20 protein-coding genes are annotated in these 24,540 nt (G+C 56.9%); 11 read left to right on the top strand and 9 right to left on the bottom strand.

Annotation, left to right across the window (positions count from 1 at the left end; translation table 11 throughout):
• Positions 1–72: 72 nt before the first annotated feature.
• The 4 genes from ROLI_RS16495 to xdhA are packed head-to-tail and all read right to left on the bottom strand — an operon-like array spanning position 73 to position 6,174.
• Positions 73–1,587 (bottom strand): ABC transporter ATP-binding protein, encoded by a 1,515-nt coding sequence (locus tag ROLI_RS16495; protein WP_187431808.1) that lies wholly within the window; start codon positions 1,585–1,587, stop codon positions 73–75.
• Positions 1,584–2,519 carry a xanthine dehydrogenase accessory protein XdhC gene (gene xdhC, locus ROLI_RS16490; RefSeq protein WP_187431807.1) on the bottom strand — a complete coding sequence of 312 codons (936 nt, stop codon included), beginning with the start codon at positions 2,517–2,519 and terminating at the stop codon, positions 1,584–1,586. Before xdhC ends, ROLI_RS16495 begins: the two co-directional genes overlap by 4 nt.
• Positions 2,519–4,804 carry a xanthine dehydrogenase molybdopterin binding subunit gene (gene xdhB, locus ROLI_RS16485; protein WP_187431806.1) on the bottom strand — a complete coding sequence of 762 codons (2,286 nt, stop codon included), beginning with the start codon at positions 4,802–4,804 and terminating at the stop codon, positions 2,519–2,521. Before xdhB ends, xdhC begins: the two co-directional genes overlap by 1 nt.
• Positions 4,801–6,174 carry a xanthine dehydrogenase small subunit gene (gene xdhA / locus ROLI_RS16480; RefSeq protein ID WP_187431805.1) on the bottom strand — a complete coding sequence of 458 codons (1,374 nt, stop codon included), beginning with the start codon at positions 6,172–6,174 and terminating at the stop codon, positions 4,801–4,803. The genes xdhB and xdhA overlap by 4 nt, the downstream gene beginning before the upstream one ends.
• A 207-nt stretch (positions 6,175–6,381) precedes the next feature.
• On the opposite strand from xdhA, the gene dnaE reads away from it, so the two are divergent.
• Positions 6,382–9,921 (top strand): DNA polymerase III subunit alpha, encoded by a 3,540-nt coding sequence (gene dnaE, locus ROLI_RS16475; protein ID WP_187431813.1) that lies wholly within the window; start codon positions 6,382–6,384, stop codon positions 9,919–9,921.
• Here dnaE and ROLI_RS16470 read toward each other — a convergent pair.
• Positions 9,918–10,112 carry a SlyX family protein gene (locus tag ROLI_RS16470; RefSeq protein ID WP_187431804.1) on the bottom strand — a complete coding sequence of 65 codons (195 nt, stop codon included), beginning with the start codon at positions 10,110–10,112 and terminating at the stop codon, positions 9,918–9,920. The two genes, dnaE and ROLI_RS16470, sit on opposite strands and share 4 nt — an antisense overlap.
• Before the next feature lie 127 nt (positions 10,113–10,239).
• On the opposite strand from ROLI_RS16470, the gene hisS reads away from it, so the two are divergent.
• Genes hisS through hisG form a run of 3 tightly spaced genes read left to right on the top strand, consistent with a single transcriptional unit; the run spans position 10,240 to position 13,651 of the window.
• On the top strand, positions 10,240–11,883 hold the full coding sequence (gene hisS, locus ROLI_RS16465) for a histidine--tRNA ligase (protein WP_187431803.1): 1,644 nt from the start codon (positions 10,240–10,242) through the stop codon (positions 11,881–11,883).
• A complete protein-coding gene (locus tag ROLI_RS16460) occupies positions 11,880–12,962 on the top strand; it encodes an ATP phosphoribosyltransferase regulatory subunit (RefSeq protein WP_187431802.1) in 1,083 nt (360 codons plus the stop codon). The genes hisS and ROLI_RS16460 overlap by 4 nt, the downstream gene beginning before the upstream one ends.
• A complete protein-coding gene (gene hisG, locus ROLI_RS16455) occupies positions 12,959–13,651 on the top strand; it encodes an ATP phosphoribosyltransferase (protein WP_187431801.1) in 693 nt (230 codons plus the stop codon). The genes ROLI_RS16460 and hisG overlap by 4 nt, the downstream gene beginning before the upstream one ends.
• A gap of 3 nt (positions 13,652–13,654) precedes the next feature.
• Here hisG and ROLI_RS16450 read toward each other — a convergent pair whose 3' ends face one another.
• Complete coding sequence (locus ROLI_RS16450) at positions 13,655–14,107, bottom strand: DUF1489 family protein (RefSeq protein ID WP_187431800.1); 453 nt, start codon at positions 14,105–14,107, stop codon at positions 13,655–13,657.
• A 132-nt stretch (positions 14,108–14,239) separates the two neighbouring features.
• Here ROLI_RS16450 and ROLI_RS16445 point away from each other — a divergent pair, with 132 nt between their 5' ends.
• Positions 14,240–16,738 (top strand): adenosylcobalamin-dependent ribonucleoside-diphosphate reductase, encoded by a 2,499-nt coding sequence (locus tag ROLI_RS16445; protein ID WP_187431799.1) that lies wholly within the window; start codon positions 14,240–14,242, stop codon positions 16,736–16,738.
• Positions 16,739–16,885: 147 nt separating this feature from the next.
• Here ROLI_RS16445 and ROLI_RS16440 read toward each other — a convergent pair whose 3' ends face one another.
• Entirely contained in the window at positions 16,886–17,302 is a 417-nt protein-coding gene (locus ROLI_RS16440) for a hypothetical protein (RefSeq protein WP_187431798.1), read from the bottom strand.
• Positions 17,303–17,450: 148 nt separating this feature from the next.
• On the opposite strand from ROLI_RS16440, the gene ROLI_RS23865 reads away from it, so the two are divergent.
• The 3 genes from ROLI_RS23865 to ROLI_RS23860 all read left to right on the top strand — a co-directional run bounded on the left by ROLI_RS23865 (position 17,451) and on the right by ROLI_RS23860 (position 19,504).
• Positions 17,451–18,335, top strand: a complete 885-nt coding sequence (locus ROLI_RS23865; protein ID WP_350340405.1) for a PAN/Apple domain-containing protein — start codon at positions 17,451–17,453, stop codon at positions 18,333–18,335.
• Positions 18,336–18,747: 412 nt separating this feature from the next.
• Positions 18,748–18,948, top strand: a complete 201-nt coding sequence (locus tag ROLI_RS16435) for a hypothetical protein (protein ID WP_187431796.1) — start codon at positions 18,748–18,750, stop codon at positions 18,946–18,948.
• A 139-nt stretch (positions 18,949–19,087) separates the two neighbouring features.
• On the top strand, positions 19,088–19,504 hold the full coding sequence (locus tag ROLI_RS23860) for an AAA family ATPase (RefSeq protein WP_187431795.1): 417 nt from the start codon (positions 19,088–19,090) through the stop codon (positions 19,502–19,504).
• Here the strand turns inward: ROLI_RS23860 and ROLI_RS16430 are convergent.
• Together ROLI_RS16430 and ROLI_RS16425 are read right to left on the bottom strand one after the other, a co-directional pair.
• A protein-coding gene (locus tag ROLI_RS16430; protein ID WP_338469156.1) for an IS3 family transposase occupies positions 19,422–20,551 on the bottom strand; the annotation gives its coding sequence in 2 pieces (ribosomal slippage) (positions 19,422–20,305 and positions 20,305–20,551; 1,131 coding nt in all). The genes ROLI_RS23860 and ROLI_RS16430 overlap by 83 nt on opposite strands.
• 12 nt (positions 20,552–20,563) lie before the next feature.
• Positions 20,564–20,866 (bottom strand): hypothetical protein, encoded by a 303-nt coding sequence (locus tag ROLI_RS16425; RefSeq protein ID WP_187432320.1) that lies wholly within the window; start codon positions 20,864–20,866, stop codon positions 20,564–20,566.
• A gap of 88 nt (positions 20,867–20,954) precedes the next feature.
• Between ROLI_RS16425 and ROLI_RS16420 the strand changes: the two genes are divergently transcribed.
• From ROLI_RS16420 to ROLI_RS16410, 3 genes are read left to right on the top strand one after another with little or no spacing between them, the layout of a single operon-like run.
• Positions 20,955–22,511 (top strand): recombinase family protein, encoded by a 1,557-nt coding sequence (locus tag ROLI_RS16420; protein WP_262386713.1) that lies wholly within the window; start codon positions 20,955–20,957, stop codon positions 22,509–22,511.
• Positions 22,508–23,410: a ParB/RepB/Spo0J family partition protein gene (locus tag ROLI_RS16415; protein WP_187432321.1), complete on the top strand. Its 903-nt coding sequence runs from the start codon at positions 22,508–22,510 to the stop codon at positions 23,408–23,410. Before ROLI_RS16420 ends, ROLI_RS16415 begins: the two co-directional genes overlap by 4 nt.
• Positions 23,407–24,306, top strand: a complete 900-nt coding sequence (locus ROLI_RS16410; RefSeq protein ID WP_187432322.1) for a plasmid partitioning protein RepB C-terminal domain-containing protein — start codon at positions 23,407–23,409, stop codon at positions 24,304–24,306. Before ROLI_RS16415 ends, ROLI_RS16410 begins: the two co-directional genes overlap by 4 nt.
• Positions 24,307–24,540: the final 234 nt, after the last annotated feature.

Raw genomic sequence — 24,540 nt, 5'->3', positions numbered from 1 at the left:
GGGATGGGCCTGACTTTGTAGGAGCTTGAGAAAAGGGGCGTTAAACCGGCCCGGCGCGCGTGGTAAACGGGGTCAAACATGTGCAACTTCCATGCCATGAGCACCCCCCATCATTAATCCGATCTGCTCGACCGTGAGGCCTTTGGTGCTGCAGGGTTCGGACAGGCACCCCTCGTTAAGGGCGGCAAAGCGGTCCGAGATTTCCATCAGCTCATCAAGGTCCTGGCTGATCACAATAACCGCCGCCCCGCCTTCGGCGAGATCCAGTAAGGCCTGGCGAATTGCCGCCGCAGCAGAGGCATCCACACCCCATGTCGGCTGATTCACCACCAAAACCTCGGGGCGTTGAAGGACCTCGCGGCCGATCACGAATTTTTGCAGATTACCCCCCGACAGCGAGCGCGCCGCATTGTCTGGTCCGGGCGTGCGCACGTCAAAAACCTCAATGATCTTTTCAGCAAACCCGCGTGCCGCAGGCCAATTCAGGAAACCGCGCGTCTCCAGCCCTTCGCGCGCGGCACCCGTCAACATCGCGTTTTCGGTCAGCGACATATCGGGGGCTGCGGCATGGCCCAGACGTTCTTCGGGGGCGGTGAGCAGCCCTTTGAGGCGTCGCGCATTGGGTCCGGATGGGCCGATGTCGATGCCTTTGAAATGTACCATGCCGCGCGGAGCCAGGACTTCGCCCGACAGGGCCGTCAAAAGCTCGTCCTGACCGTTACCTGCAACACCGCCAATGCCCAGAACCTCGCCTTCTCGCAGGGAGAAGGTGATGTTGCGCAATGGCATCCCAAAGGCGGAGGGAGAGGGCAGCGACAACCCCTTCAATTCCAGAACTGTATCCCCCAGGGTCACACCTGCCCGCGTGGGCGTGCCAAGCACCTTGCCGACCATCATTTCGGCCATGTCACGCGCCGAGGTGTCGCGCGGTATACAGGTGCCGACAACCTTGCCCAACCGCAAAACGGTTGCCGCATCACAGAGCGCGCGGATTTCTTCAAGCTTATGAGAAATATAGAGAATTGCGGTGCCATCTGCGCTCAGTTTGCGCAGCGTTTCAAACAGGATATCGACCTCCTGGGGGGTCAGGACGGAGGTGGGTTCATCCATGATCAACAGCTTGGGATCTTGCAGCAGGCAGCGGATGATTTCCACCCGCTGGCGTTCCCCGGCAGAGAGATCCCCGACAATGCGATCCGGGCCAAGCGGCAAACCGTATGTATCGGACACTTGCCTGATCTGCTCGGATAATGCGCCAAGTTTCGGGGCGTTTTCCATGCCCAGCGCGATGTTTTCCGCCACGCTCAGCGCATCAAAGAGAGAAAAATGCTGAAACACCATGCCGACGCCCGCTGCACGCGCAGCGCGGGGTTCGGCGGGCGCATAGGGGGCACCGTGCATCTGCATGACCCCGTGATCGGGCTTCACCAGACCATAGATCATTTTGACCAGCGTTGATTTCCCCGCGCCGTTTTCACCTAGCAAAGCGTGCACTTCGCCGGGGGCGATTTTGAGCGACACACTGTCGTTGGCCACCACGCCCGGGTAGGCCTTGGTCAGATTATCGAGGGACAATAAGGGGGTCATGCGTGGGACTTTCGGGCAACGGAGGGTCGTTGACAATTGGCAACAAGCTCTGTTGCGACGCTGAGGGCAATCACATGCGGGTGCTTGCCCAGGTCCGGACGGCCAATGGGGCAGGTGATCTGCGCAATGTGATCCGGGCGGTGACCCAAAGCCGCGAGCCGCTTGCGAAAACGCGTCCATTTTGTGGCCGATCCAATCAGCCCCGCAGTTGTGAAACCATGATCCAGCACCCGGTGGCACAGTTCCAGATCCAGCGCATGGGAATAGGTCACGATCAGATGCTGGGCATCCGTTGGCGCATAGCGCATGACATCGGCGGGGTGCGTCGCGCAAAGCTGGGTTACCTGCTCTGGAATGCGCTCCGGGAACCGCTCGGGGCCTGTGTCGACCCATGTGATCCGCACATCCGGGAGCGGATGCAACACATCTACAAGGGCACGCCCCACATGACCCGCGCCCCAGATCCAGACCATTTGGGTCGGGTGGCTGACAGGCTCGATCATCCAGCCTTCGAGATGCTGCGCCGCTGGGCGCTGGCCGCTGTTGCGCCACTGTGTGCGCAGCCGTGCCACAGCCAGCGGTTCGGGTCCCGCACCGCGCGCGATGAGATCCGAGGCCAGCGCCAGCGCGCGTTCCAGATCATAGATTTCCGTCAATATCTCGACCGCACCGCCGCAGCATTGCCCCATATCGGGTCCCAGCGCGTGGCGTGTGGTCTGATCCGCGCCCTTCTCAAGCATGTTGCGGGCGGTCATCGTCAGCGCATGTTCCAGCGCACCGCCGCCGATCGTCCCGGATTGGCCGTTCGACCAGACCAGCATCGACGCGCCGACCTCGCGGGGTGCCGAGCCCTTGACGCTGGCGACGACGATGCGCGCCAATTTGCCATGGCGGCGACACGCGTCGATCAGGGCGTCGCGATCAAAGGACATCAGCCCTCTCCCCGCGCGCGGGTTACCGCGGCCAGAACGGCCTCCGCCGTGGCGGGCGTCTGCAAATCGCCATAACTCGAACCACAGGCCTGCACCGCATCACAAAGTGCTGCATAGGCCGAGATGCCCAGCATAAGGGGCGGTTCACCGACGGCCTTGGAGCGATACACGGTGTCCTCGCGGTTTTCATTCTGCCAAAGCGCGACATTGAAAATGTCCGGTCGATCCGGGCAAGCCGGGATTTTATAGGTTGAGGGCGCATGTGTGCGCAGATTGCCATCATCGTCCCACATAAGTTCCTCGGTGGTCAGCCAGCCTGCGCCCTGCACGTAACCGCCTTCAATCTGGCCGATATCCAAGGCTGGGTTCAAGGATGCACCGGCGTCATGCAGAATATCGGCGCGCAGAATTCGGTTTTCCCCGGTGAGCGTGTCGATCACCACCTCCGTGACCGCCGCACCGTAAGCGAAATAGAAGAACGGGCGACCCTGCCCCTTGATGCGGTCCCAGTCGAGTTTCGGGGTCTTGTAGAAACCGGTGGCCGACAGGCTGATGCGCGCGAGATAGGCCATCTGGGCGACCTCGGCGAATGTGTAGGTTTCGCCCGCGACCGTCACCTGTCCGTTCGAAAACGTAACCCCTGCGCTGTCACACTGATGGTGCTGAGCAAGCAGTTCCACCATACGCTCCCGGATGGTATTACAGGCGGCCTGCACCGCCATCCCATTGAGATCACTGCCCGAAGAGGCCGCCGTTGCCGACGTATTGGGCACCTTGCCGGTATCGGTTGCGGTGATCTTGATCTGCGCGACATCGACGCCAAACCGCGCGGCTGCGACCTGCGCCACCTTCTGAAACAGGCCTTGGCCCATCTCGGTGCCGCCGTGGTTCAGGTGGATGGAACCATCCTGATAGACATGCACCAAGGCACCTGCCTGATTGAGATGGGTGAGCGTAAAGGAAATGCCGAACTTGACCGCCGTGAGAGCGATACCCTTTTTCAACAACGGATTGTCCGCGTTCCACGCCGCGACGGCTTTGCGGCGGGCATGATAATCGCTGCTTTTGATCAAGGCATCGGTCATGTCGGTGAGAATGAAATCCTCGACGGCCTGACCGTAAGGCGTGCTCTGTACCGCCCCGTTTGTTGTGTAATAATTGGCGCGGCGCACAGCCAGGGGATCAAGGCCGAGATGGGCGGCGATATGATCCATCACCCGTTCGATGCCCAACATCCCTTGTGGTCCGCCAAAACCCCGAAAGGCGGTCGCGCTTTGCGTGTTGGTTTTCAGCCGGTGACTGGTGATGCACACGGCGGGCAGAAAATAGGCGTTATCGGCATGCAGCATGGCCCGATCCGCCACGGGCAGGGAAAGGTCCTGCGCCCAGCCACAGCGCGCGTAATGCGTAAAGTCAATACCCCGGATCACGCCCTTTGCGTCAAAACCAACGTTGTAATCAATCCGGAAATCATGCCGCTTGCCGGTGATGATCATGTCATCATCCCGGTCATATCGCATGCAACAGGGCCGCCCGGTGTGGCGCGCCAGCACGGCGCAGGAGACAGCCAGCGCATTGCCCTGGCTCTCCTTGCCGCCAAATCCGCCCCCCATGCGGCGGGTCTCCACACGTACGGCGTGCATGGGTTTGCCGATGGCCTCGGCGACCTTATGCTGAATTTCGGTGGGGTGCTGGGTGGAGCTCATCACCACCATATCGCCGTCTTCCTGGGGCAATGCGAGGGCGGCTTGCCCTTCGAGGTAGAAATGTTCTTGCCCGCCGATGTGTAACTGCCCGCTCAATGAGTTTGGCGCGCCCGATAGCGCAGCCTTGACGTCACCGCGCCCGTAAATGCGGGGTCCATCTTCGAAACGGCTGTTCTGGGCCAAAGCCGCGCCGATGCTCAGAATGGCTTCGGTTGGGGTGATGTCGATATCGCCCAAACGCGCCGCCTTGCGCGCCGCCAGATGCGATGTCGCCGCGACCACAAAGAGTGGCTGTCCGACATAATGCACGCGGTCCGTGGCGAGCAGCGGTTCATCGTGGTTTGAGGGCGATACATCGTTGTCAAACGGCAGGTCATCAGCCGTCAGCACCGCAATCACACCGGGCGCATGCCGCACGGCATCCAAATCCATCCCGTTCAAACGCCCTGCCGCAACCGGAGAGGTGCCAAAGGCGAGGTGCAGCGCATTTTGTGGCACTGGGGTGTCATCGACATAGCGCGCGGCACCCGTGACGTGCAGATGTGCTGCGTCATGAGGCAGGGGTTTGGCAACGCTCATGGGCGTACCTCAAGCACATTCGCGGATGCCCCCTGATCCTCGTGCCAATAGCGCAGCAGCATGTTTTGCGCGGTCTGCATGCGGTAATCCGCGCTGGCACGCATATCTGAAAGCGGTTGAAAATCCGCCCGCATCATCTGCATTGCGGCGCGGATGGTGGCTTCGCGCCACTCGGACCCGATCAATGCCGCCTCGGTTTGGCTCGCGCGTTTCGGCGTGCCCGCCATGCCGCCAAAAGCGATGCGCGCGGCCTCGACCCGGTTCTCGCTGACTGTGATGGACAAGCAGCCGCAGACAGCGGAAATATCCTGATCAAACCGTTTGGACAGTTTGTAACACTTCAAGCGATCCACCTGATTTGGAACGGTAATGGCCTCGACGAATTCTCCCGGTTGGCGGTCCTGTTTGCCGTATTCGAGGAAAAAATCCTCTAGCAGCATGTCCCGCCGCGCATCACCCCGGCGCAGATGCAACCGCGCACCCAACGCGATGAGCGCGGGCGGGCCGTCCCCGATGGGCGAACCATTCGCGATATTGCCGCCAATGGTCGCCGCATTGCGCACCTGCACCGAGCCATAGCGGCGGATCATCGCGGCGAAGGACGGGTAGAGGGGGGCCATGGCACTCTCCAGCTCGCTCAAAGTGGTCATCGCGCCAATCCGTAGCCCTTCCGCCGTCTGCACAATCCCGCGCAAATCATCGCAGCCGTTCAGGAAGGCAACCTTGCCCAGATCACGAAACGATTTCGTAACCCACAACCCGACATCCGTCGCCCCTGCGATCAGCGTCGCCTGGGGATTTTCCTGATACCACGCGGCCAGCATGTCGCCGCTCTTTGGACGGAAACCTTCATGATCCGGGGGCGAAATGGTCCCCTCGGGGGGACGATCCTGCATATGATCCGGCACGGCTGCGGCTTGGGCGGCTTCGGCGGCGCGGATGATTGGCGCATACCCCGTACAGCGGCACAGATTGCCCGCTAGTTGCGTATCGTGATCCCGCGCGCCGTTGAGATGCGCCGTGGCCATGGTCACGATGAACCCGGGCGTGCAGAACCCGCATTGGCTGCCGTGATGCGCGATCATCGCCTGTTGTACAGGGTGCAAGGTGCCATCTGGGGCGGCGATCCCTTCGACGGTGCGCACGGATTTGCCATCTAGCTGGGGCAAAAACAGGATACAGGCATTAAGCGCCTGCGCGCCTTGCGCATCGGTGACCATGACCGAACAGGCCCCGCAGTCACCCTCATTGCAGCCTTCCTTGGTGCCGGTGAGGCCGCGTTCTTCTCTGAGCCAGTCAAGCAGGGTGGTTGTCGGTGCCACGTCGCGCAGCGCCAGTGTTTCTCCGTTCAGGCGAAACGTAATATTCATGCGGAAAGATCCGCCGCGGTACTAGATGCGCTTAAGTCCAAACGTTCGATGCGGCGTAGAACGGATGGCGGTCGGTTGACGCAACGGTAAACTGGGGGAAACCAATTTTGCAAGAAAAATTTTTATGGGGTTATGCGGTGGGATAAAATGGTGTCCGCGACCCTGTTGGCGCTGGCAGCCCCCGCTTGGCTGATCTACTCTGAGGTCATGAATAAAAAACCCAGATTCATTCACCTGCGCAGCCATTCCGAATATTCCCTTCTGGAAGGCGCGCTCCGTCTCAAGAAACTGCCCGATCTGTGCCGCAAAGCGGGCATGCCGGCACTGGCCCTGACCGATAAGAACAACATGTTCGCCGCGCTGGAATATTCCGTGGCCATGTCGGGTGCCGGGTTGCAACCGATATTGGGCTGTCAGGTCGATGTCGCCTATGTTGAGGCGCGCCCCGGCGAGCGGCCCCGGATGCCTGCGCCGGTCGTGTTGTTGGCGCAATCTGAGACCGGTTACGAAAACCTGATGAAACTGAATTCCTGCCTTTACATCGATAAAGGCGGGGCTTTGCCGCAGGTCACTCTGGATCAACTCGAGACCTACGCGGCGGATGTGATTTGTTTGACCGGGGGGGCTGGTGGACCCGTGGGCATACTACTGCAAACCGGGCAAAAACCAGCGGCGCAGGCCTTGATGGAGCGCCTGAAAGCAGCTTTTGCGGACCGTCTGTATGTCGAATTGCAACGTCATCCGGGCGAGGATGGTCAGCCCGAAGCCGAGCGTCTGACAGAGCGGGGGTTCGTTGAAATGGCCTATGCGATGGACCTGCCGCTGGTCGCGACAAATGATGTCTATTTCCCGAAAACGGATATGTACGAGGCGCATGACGCGCTGATCTGTATCGCCGAAGGGGCCTATGTCGATCAGCAGGACGCGCGCCGCAAACTGACGCCGCAGCATTACTTCAAGTCACAGTCCGAGATGGTGACGCTGTTTGCGGACCTGCCCGAAGCGATCGAAAATACCGTTGAAATTGCCCGCCGCTGTGCGTTTCAGGCCTATCGCCGCGACCCGATCCTGCCCAAATTCGCTGATAACGAGATTGAGGAATTGCGCGCGCAATCCCACGCCGGTCTCAAGGACCGCCTGGCCGTGATCCCTCATGCCACCAGCGTTGAGGAATATGAGAAACGGCTGGATTTTGAGCTTGGCATCATTGAGGGGATGGGCTTTCCCGGCTATTTCCTGATCGTTGCCGATTTCATCAAATGGGCCAAGGATAACGACATCCCCGTCGGGCCGGGGCGCGGGTCCGGGGCGGGGTCGTTGGTGGCCTATTCGCTGACCATCACCGACCTTGATCCGCTGCGCTATAATCTGCTCTTTGAACGCTTCCTGAACCCGGAACGCGTGTCGATGCCGGACTTTGACATCGACTTCTGTATGGATCGCCGCGAAGAGGTCATAAAGTACGTTCAGGATAAATATGGCCGCGACAAAGTGGGGCAAATCATCACTTTTGGTGCGCTTTTGTCAAAGGCCGCGGTGCGCGATATCGGGCGTGTTCTACAAATGCCCTATGGTCAGGTGGACCGTTTGTCCAAGATGATCCCGGTGGAGGGCGTCAAACCCGTCTCCATTGAAAAGGCGCTGGCGGATGAGCCGCGCCTGCGCGAGGAGGCCCGCAATGAGGAGGTTGTCGATCGCCTGCTGAAATACGGCCAACAGGTTGAAGGGCTGCTGCGCAACGCCTCCACCCATGCGGCGGGGGTGGTGATCGGGGACCGTCCTTTGGACGCGCTGGTCCCGCTCTATCAGGATCCGCGCTCGGACATGCCCGCCACCCAGTTCAACATGAAATGGGTGGAACAGGCAGGGCTGGTCAAGTTCGACTTTCTTGGTCTGAAAACCCTGACGGTCATTCAGAACGCCGTGGATCAGATCAAGGCGAACGGGCGACATCTGCACATCGCGGCGGATGGCACCGAACTCTTTGCGCCGCCCGACGGTTTGGAAGACGACATCGGCACCATTCCTCTGGATGATGAGGCCTCCTACAAACTCTATGCGGCGGCGAAAACCGTGGCGGTGTTTCAGGTGGAAAGTTCCGGCATGATGGATGCCCTGAAGCGCATGAGGCCGACCTGTATCGAGGACATCGTGGCCCTTGTCGCGCTCTATCGCCCCGGCCCGATGGAAAACATCCCGACCTATTGCGAGGTCAAGAACGGGCTGCGCGAGCTGGAATCCATCCATCCGTTGATCGACGATATCCTCAAGGAAACCCAAGGCATCATCGTCTATCAGGAACAGGTGATGCAGATCGCGCAGGTCATGGCGGGCTATAGCCTCGGCGGTGCGGATCTGTTGCGCCGCGCCATGGGCAAAAAGATCGCCGAGGAAATGGCCAAGGAGCGCCCGAAATTCGAAAAGGGCGCCATCGCCAACGGTGTCGACAAGAAAAAGGCGCGCGAGGTTTTCGACCTTCTGGAGAAATTCGCCAACTACGGTTTCAACAAATCCCACGCGGCGGCCTATGCGGTGGTCAGCTATCAAACCGCCTGGCTCAAGGCGAACCATCCGGTGGAATTCATGGCCGGTGTGATGAATTGCGATCTCCATCTGACCGACAAGCTGGCCGTCTATTTTGAGGAAGTGCGCAAGCGGTTGGAGTTGCCCTGGGTGCCGCCCTGCGTTAACCGGTCAGGTGCCACGTTCAAGGTGGTCGACGGGGCGTTGGTTTACGCGCTGGGGGCGTTGAAAAACGTCGGGATCGAGGCGATGAAGCTGATCACCGAAGGGCGTCGCGGGGACGCGCGCACTGACAAACCCTTCACCACGCTGTTCGATCTGGCCCGGCGCGTTGACCTCAAACGTGTCGGCAAACGCCCGCTGGAAATGCTGGCGCGCTCGGGTGCCTTTGACGCGTTGGATCCGAACCGTCGCCGGGTGTTTGGCGCGCTCGATTCGCTGGTGGCTTATTCCGCCGCGATCCACGAGCAAAAATCCTCCAAACAGGTGTCGCTCTTTGGCGATGCTGGTGAAGACCTGCCCGAACCGCGCTTGCAGCCTGTCGATGATTGGCTTCCCGCCGAACGCCTCAGCGAGGAATTCAAAGCCGTCGGGTTTTACCTCTCCGGGCATCCGCTGGATGACTATATGGGCCCGCTCAAACGCAAGATGGCCTATGATCGCGGCGTGCCTTTCATGACGCTGGATGATCTGACCGAAAAAGTTACCAACAGCGGCGCGATGAACGCGCGCCTCGCCGGCATCGTCGCGGGCCGTCAGGAGCGCAAATCCGCGCGTGGCAATCGGTTTGCCTTCGCGCAGATGTCTGATCCGACCGGTGCCTATGAGGTGACGCTGTTTTCGGATACGCTGGAGGCTGCGCGCGATCATCTGGAGACCGGTTCCAAGGTCATCGTCACGGTTGAGGCGACGATGGAATCGGACCAATTGAAACTGCTGGGCCGCTCGGTGGCACCCGCGGATGCGATGGCGGCGGATGCGGGTGGCATGGGGCTGAAGGTGTTCATCGACGCGCCTGAGGCGATTTCCGCCGTTGCCAGCGTCCTCGAAGGGGCGGCGAATGCGATGAAAAAGGCCGGTAAAAGCCCCGTCGAGCTTTGCCTGATGCACCCCGGCCTTCCCGGAGAGGTCGAAGTGGCGCTGGGGCAGAATTTCGTCGTCAACCCACAGATCAAGGGCGCGATCAAATCGCTGAGCGGGGTGCTGGAGGTCGAGGACCTCTAGTAATGCGGCGGGCGTTCGTCCCCGATGACCATACCGCCGGATTGCTGGCTCTCACGCTCGCCTTCGCGCTGCATCAACATCACCACGCGACGGGTGAGCGTGGCGATCTCACCCTCCTGGCGCGCGACGATATCTGACAGGTCCTCGACCGTCCGCGTCAGATGCGCAATCTGTTCTTCGAGCTTTTCCATGATGCGATCCCCTTTGCCGCCCCGCGCCTAGCACGCAAGCCAGCCGCGATAAAGAGGGCGCATCACCTTGTCGTCGCGCGCACCTTCCGCTAGACCGCGCGCGAGTCCAAACGCTAGAGGGAACCCCATGGCCAAGCCAAAAAAGAACCCGCGCCCCAAGGCAGAGACGCCCAAGGGGTTCCGTGATTATTTCGGTGCCGAAGTGACGCAGCGCGCCGAGATGCTGCGCAAAATTGCTGAGGTCTACCATCGCTATGGCTTTGACGCGCTGGAATCTTCGGGCGTGGAAACGGTTGAGGCCTTGGGCAAATTCCTGCCCGACGTGGACCGCCCCAACGAGGGTGTTTTCGCCTGGCAAGAGGACGCGGATGCCGACAAACCGGGCGACTGGCTGGCGCTGCGCTATGACCTGACGGCCCCCCTCGCGCGGGTCTACGCGCAACATCAGAACGATTTGCCCAAACCTTACCGTCGCTACGCGATGGGCCCGGTCTGGCGCAACGAAAAGCCGGGCCCGGGGCGGTTTCGCCAGTTTTATCAATGTGATGCGGATACGGTCGGTGCGCCTTCCGTGGCGGCGGATGCGGAAATCTGCGCGATGCTGTGTGATTGCCTTGAAGCGGTCGGGATCGAGCGCGGCGACTATGTGGTGCGGGTGAATAACCGCAAGGTGCTGAATGGTGTGATGGAGGTCGCAGGGCTGGCTGGCGATGACAAGGCGCACGAACGCGGGATTGTTTTGCGTGCCATAGACAAGCTGGATCGGCTAGGTGTTGAAGGTGTGCGTGCTTTGCTCGGAGAGGGGCGTAAGGACGAGAGTGGGGATTTCACTGAGGGTGCGGGACTGAGGGAGGCCCAAGTTGAAGTCGTCATGGGGTTTGTTAGCGCTAATCAGCACGTCCAATCGGCGCTGGACGAAGCTGGAGATGCAATTTCAATTACAGTACGTGAAATGGGAAAGTTAATGAACGCCTCGGCGGATCAACAAACAGAGTTTCATGATCGAACATCTCAACAAAAGTGGAACCGAGCAGTATTGAAGCACTTGTCTGGTCTTGTTGAAGAGTCCGTTTCCGGCGTTTCCGGTATCGAAGAAATCGGCGAGATTTTGGACTTGCTTGAAGCCCAAGGCTATGGCCCAGACCGCGTCGTCATCGACCCCTCTGTCGTCCGCGGCCTTGGCTACTACACTGGCCCGGTCTATGAGGCTGAACTCACCTTCGAAATCCAGGACGAAAAAGGCCGCACGCGCAATTTCGGCTCCGTCGCGGGCGGCGGGCGCTATGACGATCTGGTCAAACGCTTCACCGGGCAGGAAGTCCCGGCGACGGGCGTTTCCATCGGCGTGGACCGCCTGCTCGCGGCCCTGCATGCCAAGGGGCGCATGCAGGCGCAGGAACCCGGCCCGGTTGTTGTCACGGTCATGGACCGCGACCGCATGGCGGATTACCAACAAATGGTCGCAGAATTGCGTCAGGCGGGCATCCGCGCGGAGGTCTATCTCGGCAACCCCAAGAACTTCGGCAACCAGTTGAAATACGCCGATAAACGCGGCAGTCCCATCGCCGTGATCGAAGGCGGCGACGAGAAAGAAAAGGGCGTCATCCAGATCAAGGACCTGATCCTGGGTGCGAAAATTGCCGAAAGCGCCACGCTCGAGGAATGGAAAGACCGCCCCAGCCAGTTCGAAGTTCCACGCGATCAGCTTGTAGAGAAAACCCGCGAAATTCTGCGCCAACACGGCCTGCCTGACGGCGACGCGGACCAATGATAGCCCGCGCGCAAACCCTGGCGCGGGCCGCAGAGTTGCGCGCGCAGTTCGAGGCCGCAGGCGCGGTTCCCGTCGAGACGCCGATCCTGCAACCCGCCGCCACATTGCTCGACCTTTACGGCGAAGAAATCCGCGCGCGCGCCTATGTGACGTCGGATGCGCTGCGCGGCGAGCAGATGTTGCGCCCCGATTTCACGGTTCCGGTGGTGCAGATGCATATGGCAGAGGGCGCGGAGCCTGCACGCTACACCTATTCGGGCGAGGTTTTCCGTCGCCAGGAACATGACGAAGACCGTGCGAATGAATATATTCAGGTCGGTTTCGAGGTGTTTGACCGCACGGATCCGGCGCGCGCGGATGCGGAGGTTTTCGCCTTGATGGCCGGGTTGACGGCCCCCTTGAACCTGCGGGCGACAACCGGGGATATCGGTATTTTGATGGCCGCCGTCAAAGGGTTGCGCACGACAGAACCGCGCAAGGCCGCGCTTTTGCGCCACATCTGGCGGCCCCGTCGGTTTCGCGCCTTGCTGGACCGTTACGCGGGGCGTGTGGCGATGACGCCTGAGCGCAAACTGTTGCTCGATGGCATCGCCACGCCAACGGATGCACCCCTGATCGGCAAGCGATCCCAACGCGAGATTGACCAACGCCTTCAGACGCTGCGCGAGGATGCTGCTGCGCCACCGATAAGCAGCGAAGAGGTCGACATGCTGGACGCCCTTTTGAGCGTGCGCGAGACCATGCCATTTGCGCTGGAACGGCTGCGCGACATCGCCGTTGATTTGCCCTCCATCTCGCGTGCTGTGGATTTGCTTGCGGCGCGGGCGGGAGCGCTTTCAGAGCGCGACGTCGACGTTGAAGCTCTCCCGTTTGAGGCCAGTTTCGGACGCACATCCATGGAATATTACGATGGGTTTGTGTTTGGTTTCTTCAGCCGGGAGCGCCCCGATTTACCGGCTATCGCAACCGGCGGGCGCTATGACGCGCTGACGCGCCGTTTGGGGCGCGGCGTTGAAATCCCGGCTGTGGGCGGCGTTTTGCGTCCCGGTTTGATGCTTGAACTGGAGGCTCGCCCGTGACGATCAAGCTTGGTGTGCCCTCCAAGGGCCGGCTCATGGAGAAGACCTTCGAATGGTTCGCGCGCCGCGGCGTGACCTTGGCGCGCACGGGGTCTGATCGCGAATATGCCGCCAGCGTTGACGGGATTTCCGGCGTGTCTCTGGTGCTGTTGTCAGCCGGTGAGATCCCCAGGGAACTGGCCACCGGTCGCATTCATTTTGGGGTGACCGGAACGGATTTAGTGCTGGAAAAGCTCCCGCTTTGGGAACAACAGATCGAATCCATTTTGGAACTGGGCTTTGGCCACGCAGATCTGGTTCTGGCCGTCCCGCAGGCATGGCTTGACGTGGAGACGTTGGATGATCTTGATGCGGCCGCCACCGCATTTCGGGCGGCACATGGCATCCGCCTCCGGATCGCTACAAAATACCACCGCTTGGTGCGCGAATACCTGCGGTATGGCGGCGTGGCCGATTACGTTTTGGTGGACAGCCAGGGTGCCACCGAAGGCACTGTGGCGAATGAAACCGCAGAGGCCATCGCGGATATCACCTCGAGCGGGGAGACCCTGCGAGCGAACCATCTGAAAGTGTTGAGCGAAGCGCCAATCCTGCGATCCCAGGCGACCCTATGGCGCAGCCGCGTCGCTGATGTCGATGAAAATGACCGGGAGGTGGTCGCAAAGTTCACCGCTCTATTGTCCGAGTAGCGGTCACAGAACGCCGATTTCGGCCAGGGCGCGGTTGAGTTCCACAGGCAACGGTTCCTCGCTTGATCTGCCCTTGGGCAGATCAGGGGGGGCATCCGCAAGCGGCAAGTAGCGCCAGCCTTGAAACGGGCGTTTCAGACTGCCTTGCGTGCGGATGATCTCGGGGTCCAGCACGATGGCGCAGCGTCGGATGCCGTCGCTGCCGATCACCTCATCCAGCCGTAAGACCTTCTGACGACATTGAATGACCCCTTTGACGACCCAGTAAATCGAACCGCCGTTGAGGATTTCTATCTCGCGTTTAGGCCACATTCGGGTCACGTGGCGGGGCAACCCATCGGCACTTTGCGCGCGTTTCGTGGCCTGCCATGCGGCCATGTCGTCAACCGTTTCTGAGCCAACGGAAAGCTTGATCAGATTTACACAAGATTTATCCACAGGCTTTCCCACCGACATAACCACAGAATCTCTTCCAACGCTTCATAAAGTAGTTGGCTTTGCACCAAGATCAAAGTCTTGTGTTTGGGCTTCATTAATTTGCGCATTCCCGCTATGGGTATTGCCTGCGTTTATTTGAAGGATTCAAAGATGACCCTCTTTGCCGCCCCCATTGCCGAACAGATTTGGGACATGAAGTATCGGTTCAAAGATGCCGATGGCACCCCGCGGGATGTGACGGTGGAGGATACCTGGCGGCGTATCGCACGCGATCTGGCGCAGGTAGAGAAAGAACCGAAGGTCTGGGAAGACCGGTTTTACGCGGCTTTGGAGGATTTCAAATACCTGCCCGCTGGTCGGATCACGGCGGGTGCGGGGACGGCGCGGTCGGTCACGTTGTTCAACTGTTTCGTCATGGGTACGGTGCCTGACAGTATGGGCGGCATTTTCGAAATGCTGAAAGAAGCCGCTTTGACCATGCAGCAGGGCGGGGGGATCGGCTATGATTTTTCCACGATCCGCCCTAAAGGTGCGGATGTCAAAGGGGTTGCAGCGGATGCATCTGGGCCGTTGAGCTTTATGGATGTTTGGGACGCGATGTGTCGCACCATCATGTCTGCGGGGTCGCGGCGCGGCGCGATGATGGCCACCATGCGCTGCGATCACCCGGACGTGGAGGATTTCATCGCCGCAAAATCCGATCCCGCACGGTTGCGCATGTTCAACATGTCGGTTCTGATCACCGATCCGTTCATGGAGGCGGTGAAGGCAGGCGGGACCTGGGATCTGGTCTTTGACGGCAAAGTGTACCGCACGGTGCAGGCGCTCGATTTGTGGGACCGGATCATGCAGGGCACCTATGATTACGCCGAGCCCGGCGTGATTTTTATCGACCGGATCAATGCCGCCAATAACCTCAGCTATTGCGAAACGATTGCGGCGACGAACCCTTGTGGCGAGCAGCCTTTGCCGCCTTATGGGGCCTGTTTGCTGGGGTCGATCAACATGTCGCGCCTGGTGTCAGATGCATTTGGGGAGGCCGCCGCATTGGATCAGGCGGCGTTGCAAGGGCTTGTGGCCACAGCCGTGCGGATGATGGACAATGTCGTGGATGTGTCGAAATTCCCGCTGGAGGCGCAGGCCGGCGAAGCGCGTGCCAAGCGGCGCATCGGGCTGGGGGTTACCGGGCTGGCGGATGCTTTGCTGATGGTGGGGCTGCGTTATGGATCCGACGAGGCAGCGCGTCAGACGGAGGACTGGCTGCGATGTATCGCCCGCGCCGCATATCTGGCGTCGGTGGATTTGGCGAAGGAGAAGGGCGCTTTTCCTTTGTTCGATGCAGATCAATATCTGGCGTCCGGCACGATGCAGATGATGGATGAAGATGTGCGCGCTGCCGTTCGGGAACATGGTATTCGCAACGCGCTGTTGACGTCGATTGCGCCAACGGGGACGATCAGCCTTTATGCCGGGAACGTCAGTTCGGGGATCGAGCCGGTGTTTGCTTATGCTTATACGCGCAAGGTGTTGCAGAAGGACGGATCGCGTACCGAGGAAGAGGTTGTTGATTACGCGGTGCAGATGTGGCGCGAGAAGTTCGGTGATATGGCGCTACCGGAGTATTTCGTGAACGCCCAGACGCTGGCCCCGCTGGATCACGTGAAGATGCAGGCGGCGGCGCAGAAATGGGTGGATTCCTCGATATCGAAGACGATCAATTGTCCCGAGGACATCAGTTTTGAGGCCTTCAAGGACGTCTATATGGAGGCGTGGGATAGCGGGTGTAAGGGATGCACGACGTACCGGCCAAATGCGGTGACGGGGTCGGTGTTGAGTGTGTCGGAAACATATGACTTTGTTGGAAAAAGACTTAGCGAACTTAGAAATGAAAGATGTGTCAGTAAAAATCAGCTTGCAGATGCGATAGGGATTGATTTGTCCGATCTCGCTGAGCTCGAAGACGGCACGTCCTCGGTGTCAATAAAATTGCATCAAAGGATTGAAGCGTTTTTTGATTTGGATACGGGATATTTTGCGACCTCTTTATTTGCAAAGCCGTCTTCTGCCCCCGAAGTCATCACCACCTCCGCTGCCGAACCCCTGCAGCCCCATGGCGATGTCATCTATATGTCTGAACCGCTAGACCGACCTAGTGAGTTGGAAGGCAACACCTATAAGGTCAAATGGCCCGATAGCGAACATGCACTTTATATTACCATCAATGATATCGTGCTGAACGGGCACCGCAGGCCGTTCGAGGTCTTTATCAATTCCAAGAACATGGAGCATTTCGCCTGGACCGTGGCTCTGACACGCATGATTTCAGCGGTCTTCCGGCGCGGCGGGGATGTGTCGTTTGTGGTAGAAGAATTGAAGGCGGTATTTGATCCGCGCGGCGGCGCATGGATGCAGGGCAAATACATCCCCTCGATCTTGGCAGCGATTGGCGGCGTGATTGAGCAGCATATGATTTCCACCGGTTTCATCGCGGGTGAAGGCATGGGACTGAAATCCGACCCGCAGGCCCAGGTTGTTGGTTTGGACACTCCACGCGGCCAAGCCTGCAGCAGTTGCGGGCAGTATGAATTGAGAATGGTCGAAGGATGTATGACTTGTGGAAGCTGCGGTTATTCCAAATGTTCAGGTTAATTTCCTTAGACCAGTTGTCAGTCACAGCATACCTTTTCCGTGAATCACACCATAGGTTTTCCGCAGAGCTGTTTTAAAGCTTGAGTTTGCAACAAACAAAAAGGACGGAGCAGTGAGCTCCGTCCTTTTTTTTATTATATCAGCCTGTCACTGGATTGCTTTGGCGACATCGCTCCGCAAAAATAGGCTGCCATAAACTTCTCCATTTGGGGAAAACGGATTTACACCCTTCGACCTCAACTCTGCGCCAAGACTTTGCCAGCTGCGTCCATATTCCTTGGCCATCGTCCGCGGCGTCATGAACTTGGAATGAAATGCATCAGCGTCGTCTACTGTCAGATAGTTTTGCTCGGCTCTTGTTTTTGGGTTTTGCATCAACGTAACAGATGTGTGCCCGTTCAGCTCAACGCCCGCCACAAGCGCCTTATCGCGTAGCGATTTAGTGCAAGAGCCCAAAGCATCAGATGCTGCTTCGTAGCCAAATGTCTGGTTACGGGTATGCAGGACCGCTTCTACTTTTTGATAACTGCGACGTTTCTGCCATTTCAGAAACGAACTGTACAATAGAATAAAACCTAAATTTGGCTATACGATACTTGTCTGTCATCATACAAATCTGTTGTTGACGAAAGGTGGGTGCAGCTTCCAATCTTAAGGTCTATGTGGGTCAATAGTGTCCGACTTGTTGATGATCAATTTTGGAGCAAACTAAATGAACAGATTGACTACCCTATTGGCCGTTCTAACATGTTGCATATCACAGCAGGCTGCGTCGCAGGATACAAATAGGTGGTCTTTTTTTAATACTGGAGCAGCTGTTTGCGCCAAAAATGACGCCGCAGAGTGCATTCAGTTAATCTGTGACTCGCAAGGCGACCTGACACTGATTGGCGATACTCCCGCATTTGATCGTAGCCGAGGCAACGTTGAAGTTGTGATACCCGGTCAAGGTCGGCTTACTATCACCCGCCCTTCCTCAGCGGATAGCATTTCGCTTAAGATTGACAGCACAACTGACAGACAGCTACTGGCTTGGCTGAGGGCAGGCAGTCAGGTCGCAATGAGTGGTAACAATCTGTCGCTTGATTTTACGTTGAGCGGGAGTTCGGACGCCATAAGAAACATTATCAACAGATGCGAACAGATGGCTTTAGAAAATACACCGGCTCCATCGCCCTTTGGTGACAATTATAATCGTCTTATTGGGGAAAACACATTCGAGTTTAGCGCCGGTAGCGTGATCGAAGGTCAGTTTCAGACATACCGAAATGAAGACCTGCCCGGCTATGATCTTCGAAACGGATTAACCGACCCATTGCTGACCGGAATGACTGTTCCTCAATGTGAAGCCCTGTGCCTCATCAGCGATCAATGCACGGCTTACACGTTAAACACTGACGGAGGTATCTGCTTCCTAAAGAGTAGACCTCAACAAAGGTCCGGTTTCCGTGGTGCCATGAGTGGGGAGTTCATCGGTAGTTGGAACGTCCTCTTCGACCCTCCGACGCGAGGCCCCGGACTGACAGTTCGCGAAGGCGCCGCACCACGTGATGGAGAGACAGCTGCGTCATTCCATTCCCGTAGAGGCCATGTGTGATCTCATGCTCGCTTATGTGGGAAAGCACATCAGCAGGTTTCAGCAGAATATTCGGTTCCAATATCTGGTGCGTTGCGCACGCGTCGGTCTGCATTCCAACCCCGATCTGCGAGCGCCCTCGCAATGCTTGACTGGTGATCGGGGTGTTAGAAAACCGCACTGAGACGGTCCCTGCGCCTTTAGCCGGGGCCTGTTGTATAACACAGGCACCCCGACCATAGGGTCAAGGTGGCGCAAGTCGCCTCGCGCCGATTCTCAGTGAGGGGTTTCTAAGCCCCAACGTGACCGCGTCTGTCACGTCGAGATCAGTGGTAGCAGCAATGCAAGGAAAGCTAAAGACGTTCTGGGGTTGTCCCTGACATGCCTGCTGACCTCGTCTTATCGATCTGCATCAGAAACCAAGGAGATCGACATGTCCGACATCATCACGCTTAAAGCCCTTTGCGAAGAACTCAAGATCGACCCACGCGAGGCCCGTGAACGTCTGCGCGCCGCCGTTGGTGACGCAAAAGCCAACCCTGAACTGGCGAAGGCGCGAAAGCCACGCACAGCTTGGCAATGGGTCAAGGGGTCAGCAGCAGAAAAGCAGGCAAGAAAAGTGCTTTCAAGTTAGCACACTTCCAAACATAGTTTTGCGAGGCCATGTTTCGTGGCCTCGGGAACTCGGCAGATTCTGCACTAAGAATGAACTTTAGGTTCCCTTGCGTTCTCGGTTAAGTTGCAGGGGTACATTTATTCTGGGGGCCTGTATTGTGCCGAAGATCGTTTTTCTCAAAATTGATAACTTTAGATCAATAAAGGAATTTTCTTGGAAGCCAAGCCTAGGCATGAATTGCTTAGTAGGCGGCGGAGATAGCGGTAAGACCACTGTATTAGACGCAATTGACTTCTGCCTTGGTGCTAGACGTTCAGCGCAGTTCTCAGATTATGATTTTTACAAAACTGATACCAGTGAACCGATAAAAATCTTAGTTGCGCTTGGTGCGCTTGAGACGTCACTTCTTTCTATGGATGCCTACGGTGACTATTTTTGCGGCTACAATCACACTGGTCTTGTCGCGGTTGCGTTCCGGTCTCTCAACTCATTTAGGCAGCCTTTCGTTCGAAGGCCAAGGGGCTTTTGCCACCTAATGACGAGTGCCGCCGTCGTGGATTGTAGAACCCATTGATATACTGGAAAATCGCCCCTTCGGCTTTACGCCTGGTTTCCCAGCGGTTGCGCCAAATCAGCTCTGCCTTGAGTGATTTGAAGAACGTTTCAACCATGGAATTGTCGTAGCAGTTTCCCTTACCGCTCATCGAAACTTGGAAGCCGTGTTTAGACAGCCGTTTCTGATAGTCGCCTGAACAATATTGCGACCCGCGATCCGTATGATGCATGCAGCCCTTCGGCGGTTGCCGCAGTGCCACAGCCATATCCAATGCTCGGATCGCCAGATCCCGCTTCATACGATTGCTAACCGCCCAACCGATGACACGACGGGAATACAAATCAAGGATCACTGCCAGATACAACCAGCCCTCACTGGTCCAGATGTAGGAAATGTCATCGGCCCACTTTTGGTTTGGACCATCTGCAAAGAAGTCCTGGCCCAGCAAGTTAGGGGCGATGTTAAACGCATGATTGCTGTCGGTCGTAACCTTGTATTTCTGGGTCCTGATGATTTTGATGCTATTCTCCCGCATTAAGCGGCCCACGCGCCGGTGCCCAACTTGCAGACCCAGTTCTTGCAGTTCTTCGGTCATGCGAGGCCCGCCATAGCTTTGCAGGCTTAAGCGGTGCTGTTCGCGGATATGCGCCAGGATCACCATATCGTCGCGCTGTCGCTGGCTCATCGGGCGGCTTCGCCACGCGCGAAATCCTCGCGACGTAACCTGCATGACGCGGCAAAGAAATTCGACAGGCCATTCTTCTTTCCAGGCGTCGATAAAGGCGAACCTCACCGACTTTGGCCTGCAAAGAAGATTGCCGCTTTTTTTAACACTTCCCTCTCCTCGCGAAGCAACCGAACTTCCTTGCGAAGGCGTTCGTTCTCTTTCTCGACATCCTCGTGAGGACCCGACATCAGGTTGTCATGCTGATGCTTTTGAACCCACTTGTTCAACGTCGAAAGCCCAACTCCTAAATCCGCTGCCGCTTGCGGTCGTGTCAGCCCACTGGTCGTTGCGATGCGTACTGCATCAAGACGAAACTCGTCTGTGTATCTCGGTGCCATTCTCTATCTCCTTCATAGCAAACATTGCTCGAAAGAGACCGGAACTAAAACGTGGCAAGACCAAACAATGTCAAGGACGGTGTCTGAATGCCGCATCAGCTCAATCAGGTTCTCACCGGTTGGACCGTAGGTTTGCGATATCCAGTTTTTAGCTGTTCGTTCGCTAGCTCCCGTCCACCGAGCTGTTTCTTTCGCTGCGCGACCAGCACCGCCCAATTCTTGAGACAGCGCTGAACTGATCGCCTTTCGATATTCTGAAGCAGAAACCAGTCCCTCGCATTCTCGATGAAACAAGCTGCCCTTTTTATGAAACATGCTTCCACCCCTCTCCCGTTAAGATTGAGAAAGGAATCGCAGAATTCCCGTACAGGTTTGCGAATTTGAAGAATGGAGAGCCGCAGCATTGAGTTGGCCAGACGATGATCACCAGCAAGACAGCCGCAAGAGGGCCGCGCAATATGTTCGCATGTCGACAGAGCATCAGCGTTACTCGACCGAAAATCAGGCGGACGCGATCGGCCTTTACGCTGAGCAGCGGGGATATCAGATCGTTAAGACATATTCCGACGCTGGCAAAAGTGGTCTGCGGATAAAGGGGCGCGATGGGCTAACGCAGCTGCTCGACGACATTCAGGCCGGAAAGACAGACTTTAAGACTGTTTTTGTCTACGACATCAGCCGTTGGGGCCGATTTCAAGATGCGGATGAGAGCGCATATTACGAATATATCTGCAAACGCGCTGGCATTTCGGTTGAATATTGCGCTGAGCAGTTTGAGAATGACGGCAGTCCAGTTTCCACCATCGTTAAGGGCGTCAAACGTGCGATGGCGGGCGAGTACAGTCGCGAGCTTTCGCAAAAGGTCTTTGCCGGTCAGTCACGGCTGATTGAAATGGGATATCGTCAGGGCGGTCCGCCTGGATTTGGGTTGCGACGCATGCTGATCGATGGGGCGGGCAATCAGAAAGGCATTCTTGTTCGCGGCGAACATAAGAGCATTCAGACGGACCGTGTGACGCTTGTACCGGGCCCAGCTGACGAGATCGCGGTTGTAAACAAGATATTCCGAAGTTTTGTCAATGACATGCAATCTGAGGCCATGATCGCCGCCGACTTGAATGCGAAAGGCATTACAACCGATCTGGACCGGGACTGGACACCGTCAGTGGTTCGCCAGCTCCTCACAAACGAGAAATATATAGGTAACAACATTTGGAACCGTAGCTCATTTAAATTGAAGAAACGCCATGTACACAATAGTCCTGACAGCTGGGTACGCTCCGAGGGCGCGTTCGAAGCCATTGTAGATGCCGGATTGTTTGTCGCAGCCAAGGTAATTTTCGCGGCCAAAGCACAACGCTATTCTGACGAAGAAATGCTGGATGGATTGCGAGACGCACTCGAAACGTATGGTTTCCTATCTGGCATTGTTATCAACGAAGCCAGTGCCTTGCCCTCTAGTGGTGCATATCAAAGCAGGTTTGGCAGCTTACTTAGAGCATACAAGTTGGTCGGTTTCACCCCTGATAGAGATTATCGCTACATTGAGATCAACAAACGTCTGCGTAAGATTCATGCGAGGATAATCCATGAGACAGTAGGTGGTATCGAACAGGTTGGCGGGCTGGTCCAGCATGATAAGAAGACGGGCTTTCTGACCATCAATCATGAATTTTCTGCATCTGTTGTTATCGCCAGATGCACACAGACCGGTGCCGGTGCGTATCGATGGAACATCAGGTTAGATACCGGTCTTTTGCCCGATATCACAGTTGTTGTGCGCATGGATCAGGCAAACGAAACACCACTCGACTATTACCTGCTACCGACAGCTGAAATGACACTTCCGAAATTGCGTCTGTCCGAAAGCAACGGCTTGTCGCTCGACGCTTACCGATTTGATGATCTCACGCAACTCTTCGCTATGTGCGAACGCACTCCAATTCTGGAGGTTGCATGACGTCTGATGCCCTGCTCGCACATACCGAACTCATTGCCGTCAACGCAATCACAGTGGTTAACCCCCGCGTCCGCAATCAAAAGATATTTGATGAGATTGTTGCGAATATCGCTGAACTTGGCCTCAAGCGCCCAATCACCGTTGCAGCACGCAACGATGAAACAAGTGATGATCCGACATATGAATTGGTTTGCGGCCAAGGTCGGTTGGAAGCTTTCAAGACCCTAGGGCAAGAGAAAATACCCGCCGTTGTAATCACCGCCAGTTCTGAGGATTGTCTTGTGATGAGCCTGGTTGAAAACCTCGCACGCAGGCAACATCATTCACTTGATTTGCTGAGAGACATCAAACGTCTCAAAGACAGTGGATACGCTGAACGCGAAATCGCCGCAAAGACCCAGCTTTCAAACAAATACGTGCATGGCGTCATTCGTCTTTTGGAAAGCCATGAACATCGGCTTCTGCGTGCTGTTGAAAGTGGGAAAATTCCTGTAAGTGTTGCGGTCGACATTGCAGATGCGGAAGACGTCAACGTTCAAACAGTTTTGCGCAAAGCCTATGAAAGCAAGCTGTTGCGCGGCGGTCGCCTTTTGACAGCGAAACGGCTTGTCGAGGCAAGGTTGAAGCATGGCAAAGGGCAGGCAACATCAAATGGACGCTCAAAGAAGAACCTATCCGTCGAAGCGCTGTTGAAGACCTATCAAGATGATGTTGAGCGAAAGAAAATTCTGTTGCGCAAAGCAGGTGCAACACGCAGCGAAATGCTCTTCCTCACACAATCGCTGAAAACCCTCCTGTCGGATGAGAACTTCGTGACGCTGTTGCGTGCTGAAGGTCTGGCTAACATTCCCAAAACAATCGCAGATCGATTGTCCCGTCTTGAGGGAGAAACAGCATGACGCCGTCGGTTTCAGAACGGACCATCGCTGCCGCCTTTGAACGTGAGTTGATACACATATCGTTTGAGTATATCGCACCGCTCTATCTGGTCACGCCGCAGACAAAGGCGACCGTCAAATATGGCCAGATCGTCGCGTCCATTCGTGAGATTGGCCTCGTTGAACCCATTGTGGTCACTCGCGACCGAAACGATCCCAAAATGTACATATTGCTTGATGGCCATCTGCGGTTTGAAGCCTTGAAAGACCATGGTGAGACAGCGGCACAGTGCATTGTTTCAACAGATGATGAGGCCTTCACCTACAACAAACGCATCAGCCGTCTGGCGACAATTCAAGAGCATAAAATGATCTTGCGTGCGCTGACACTTGGTGTTCCCGAGGAGCGCTTGGCACGTGCACTCAACGTCAACATCAAGACATTGCAGGAGAAGCGGCGTCTCTTGGACGGCATTTGTAGTGAAGCGGCGGATTTGCTCAAAGACAAGCAGGTTGCATTGACAGGATTTCGCATTCTCAAGAAGATGAAACCGCCGCGTCAGATCGAGGCGGCCCGGCTGATGGTCGCGATGAATAAATATACAATTAACTATGCCCGCTCACTACTGGCGGCAACACCCGAAAATCAGTTGATTGCCGGTGCGACGCCCAAAAACTTCAAAGGCATATCTCGTGAACAACTTGATCTCATGGAAAATGAGTCCGCAAACCTCGAAAGGGAGGTGCGCTTGGTAGAGAATACCTTTGGCATCGACCATCTCAACCTTGTTCTTGCGCGTGGTTACGTCACCAAATTGCTTAGCAACGCGCGGATCAGGAGGTATCTTGCGCTGCACCATGAAGAATTTCTGCCCGAATTTGAGAAGATCACTAAGCGAGAGGCTTTCGGGTCTTAAGCGGTTTGATTTATGAGATTGAATTGGGGGTCCGGACCCGTTGAGCGCGGGGACCACAGAAGACACCGCACTGTGGGGCGGATCAACTGTGGCGATGGGAATGGCGGTGATCCCGTTTGGGCTCATCATGCCGGACCAAATGTCCGGCAATTTGTGGCAATTGTGTCTGCGCGTGCGCTTTCAATGAACTGCACGCGTAGACAACCTTTGGCTGAAATCGCTTGCCGTAACGAC

The sequence above is a fragment of the Roseobacter fucihabitans genome (assembly GCF_014337925.2).
GTDB lineage: Bacteria > Pseudomonadota > Alphaproteobacteria > Rhodobacterales > Rhodobacteraceae > Roseobacter > Roseobacter fucihabitans.
This window is presented reverse-complemented; position numbering and strand designations above follow the sequence as displayed.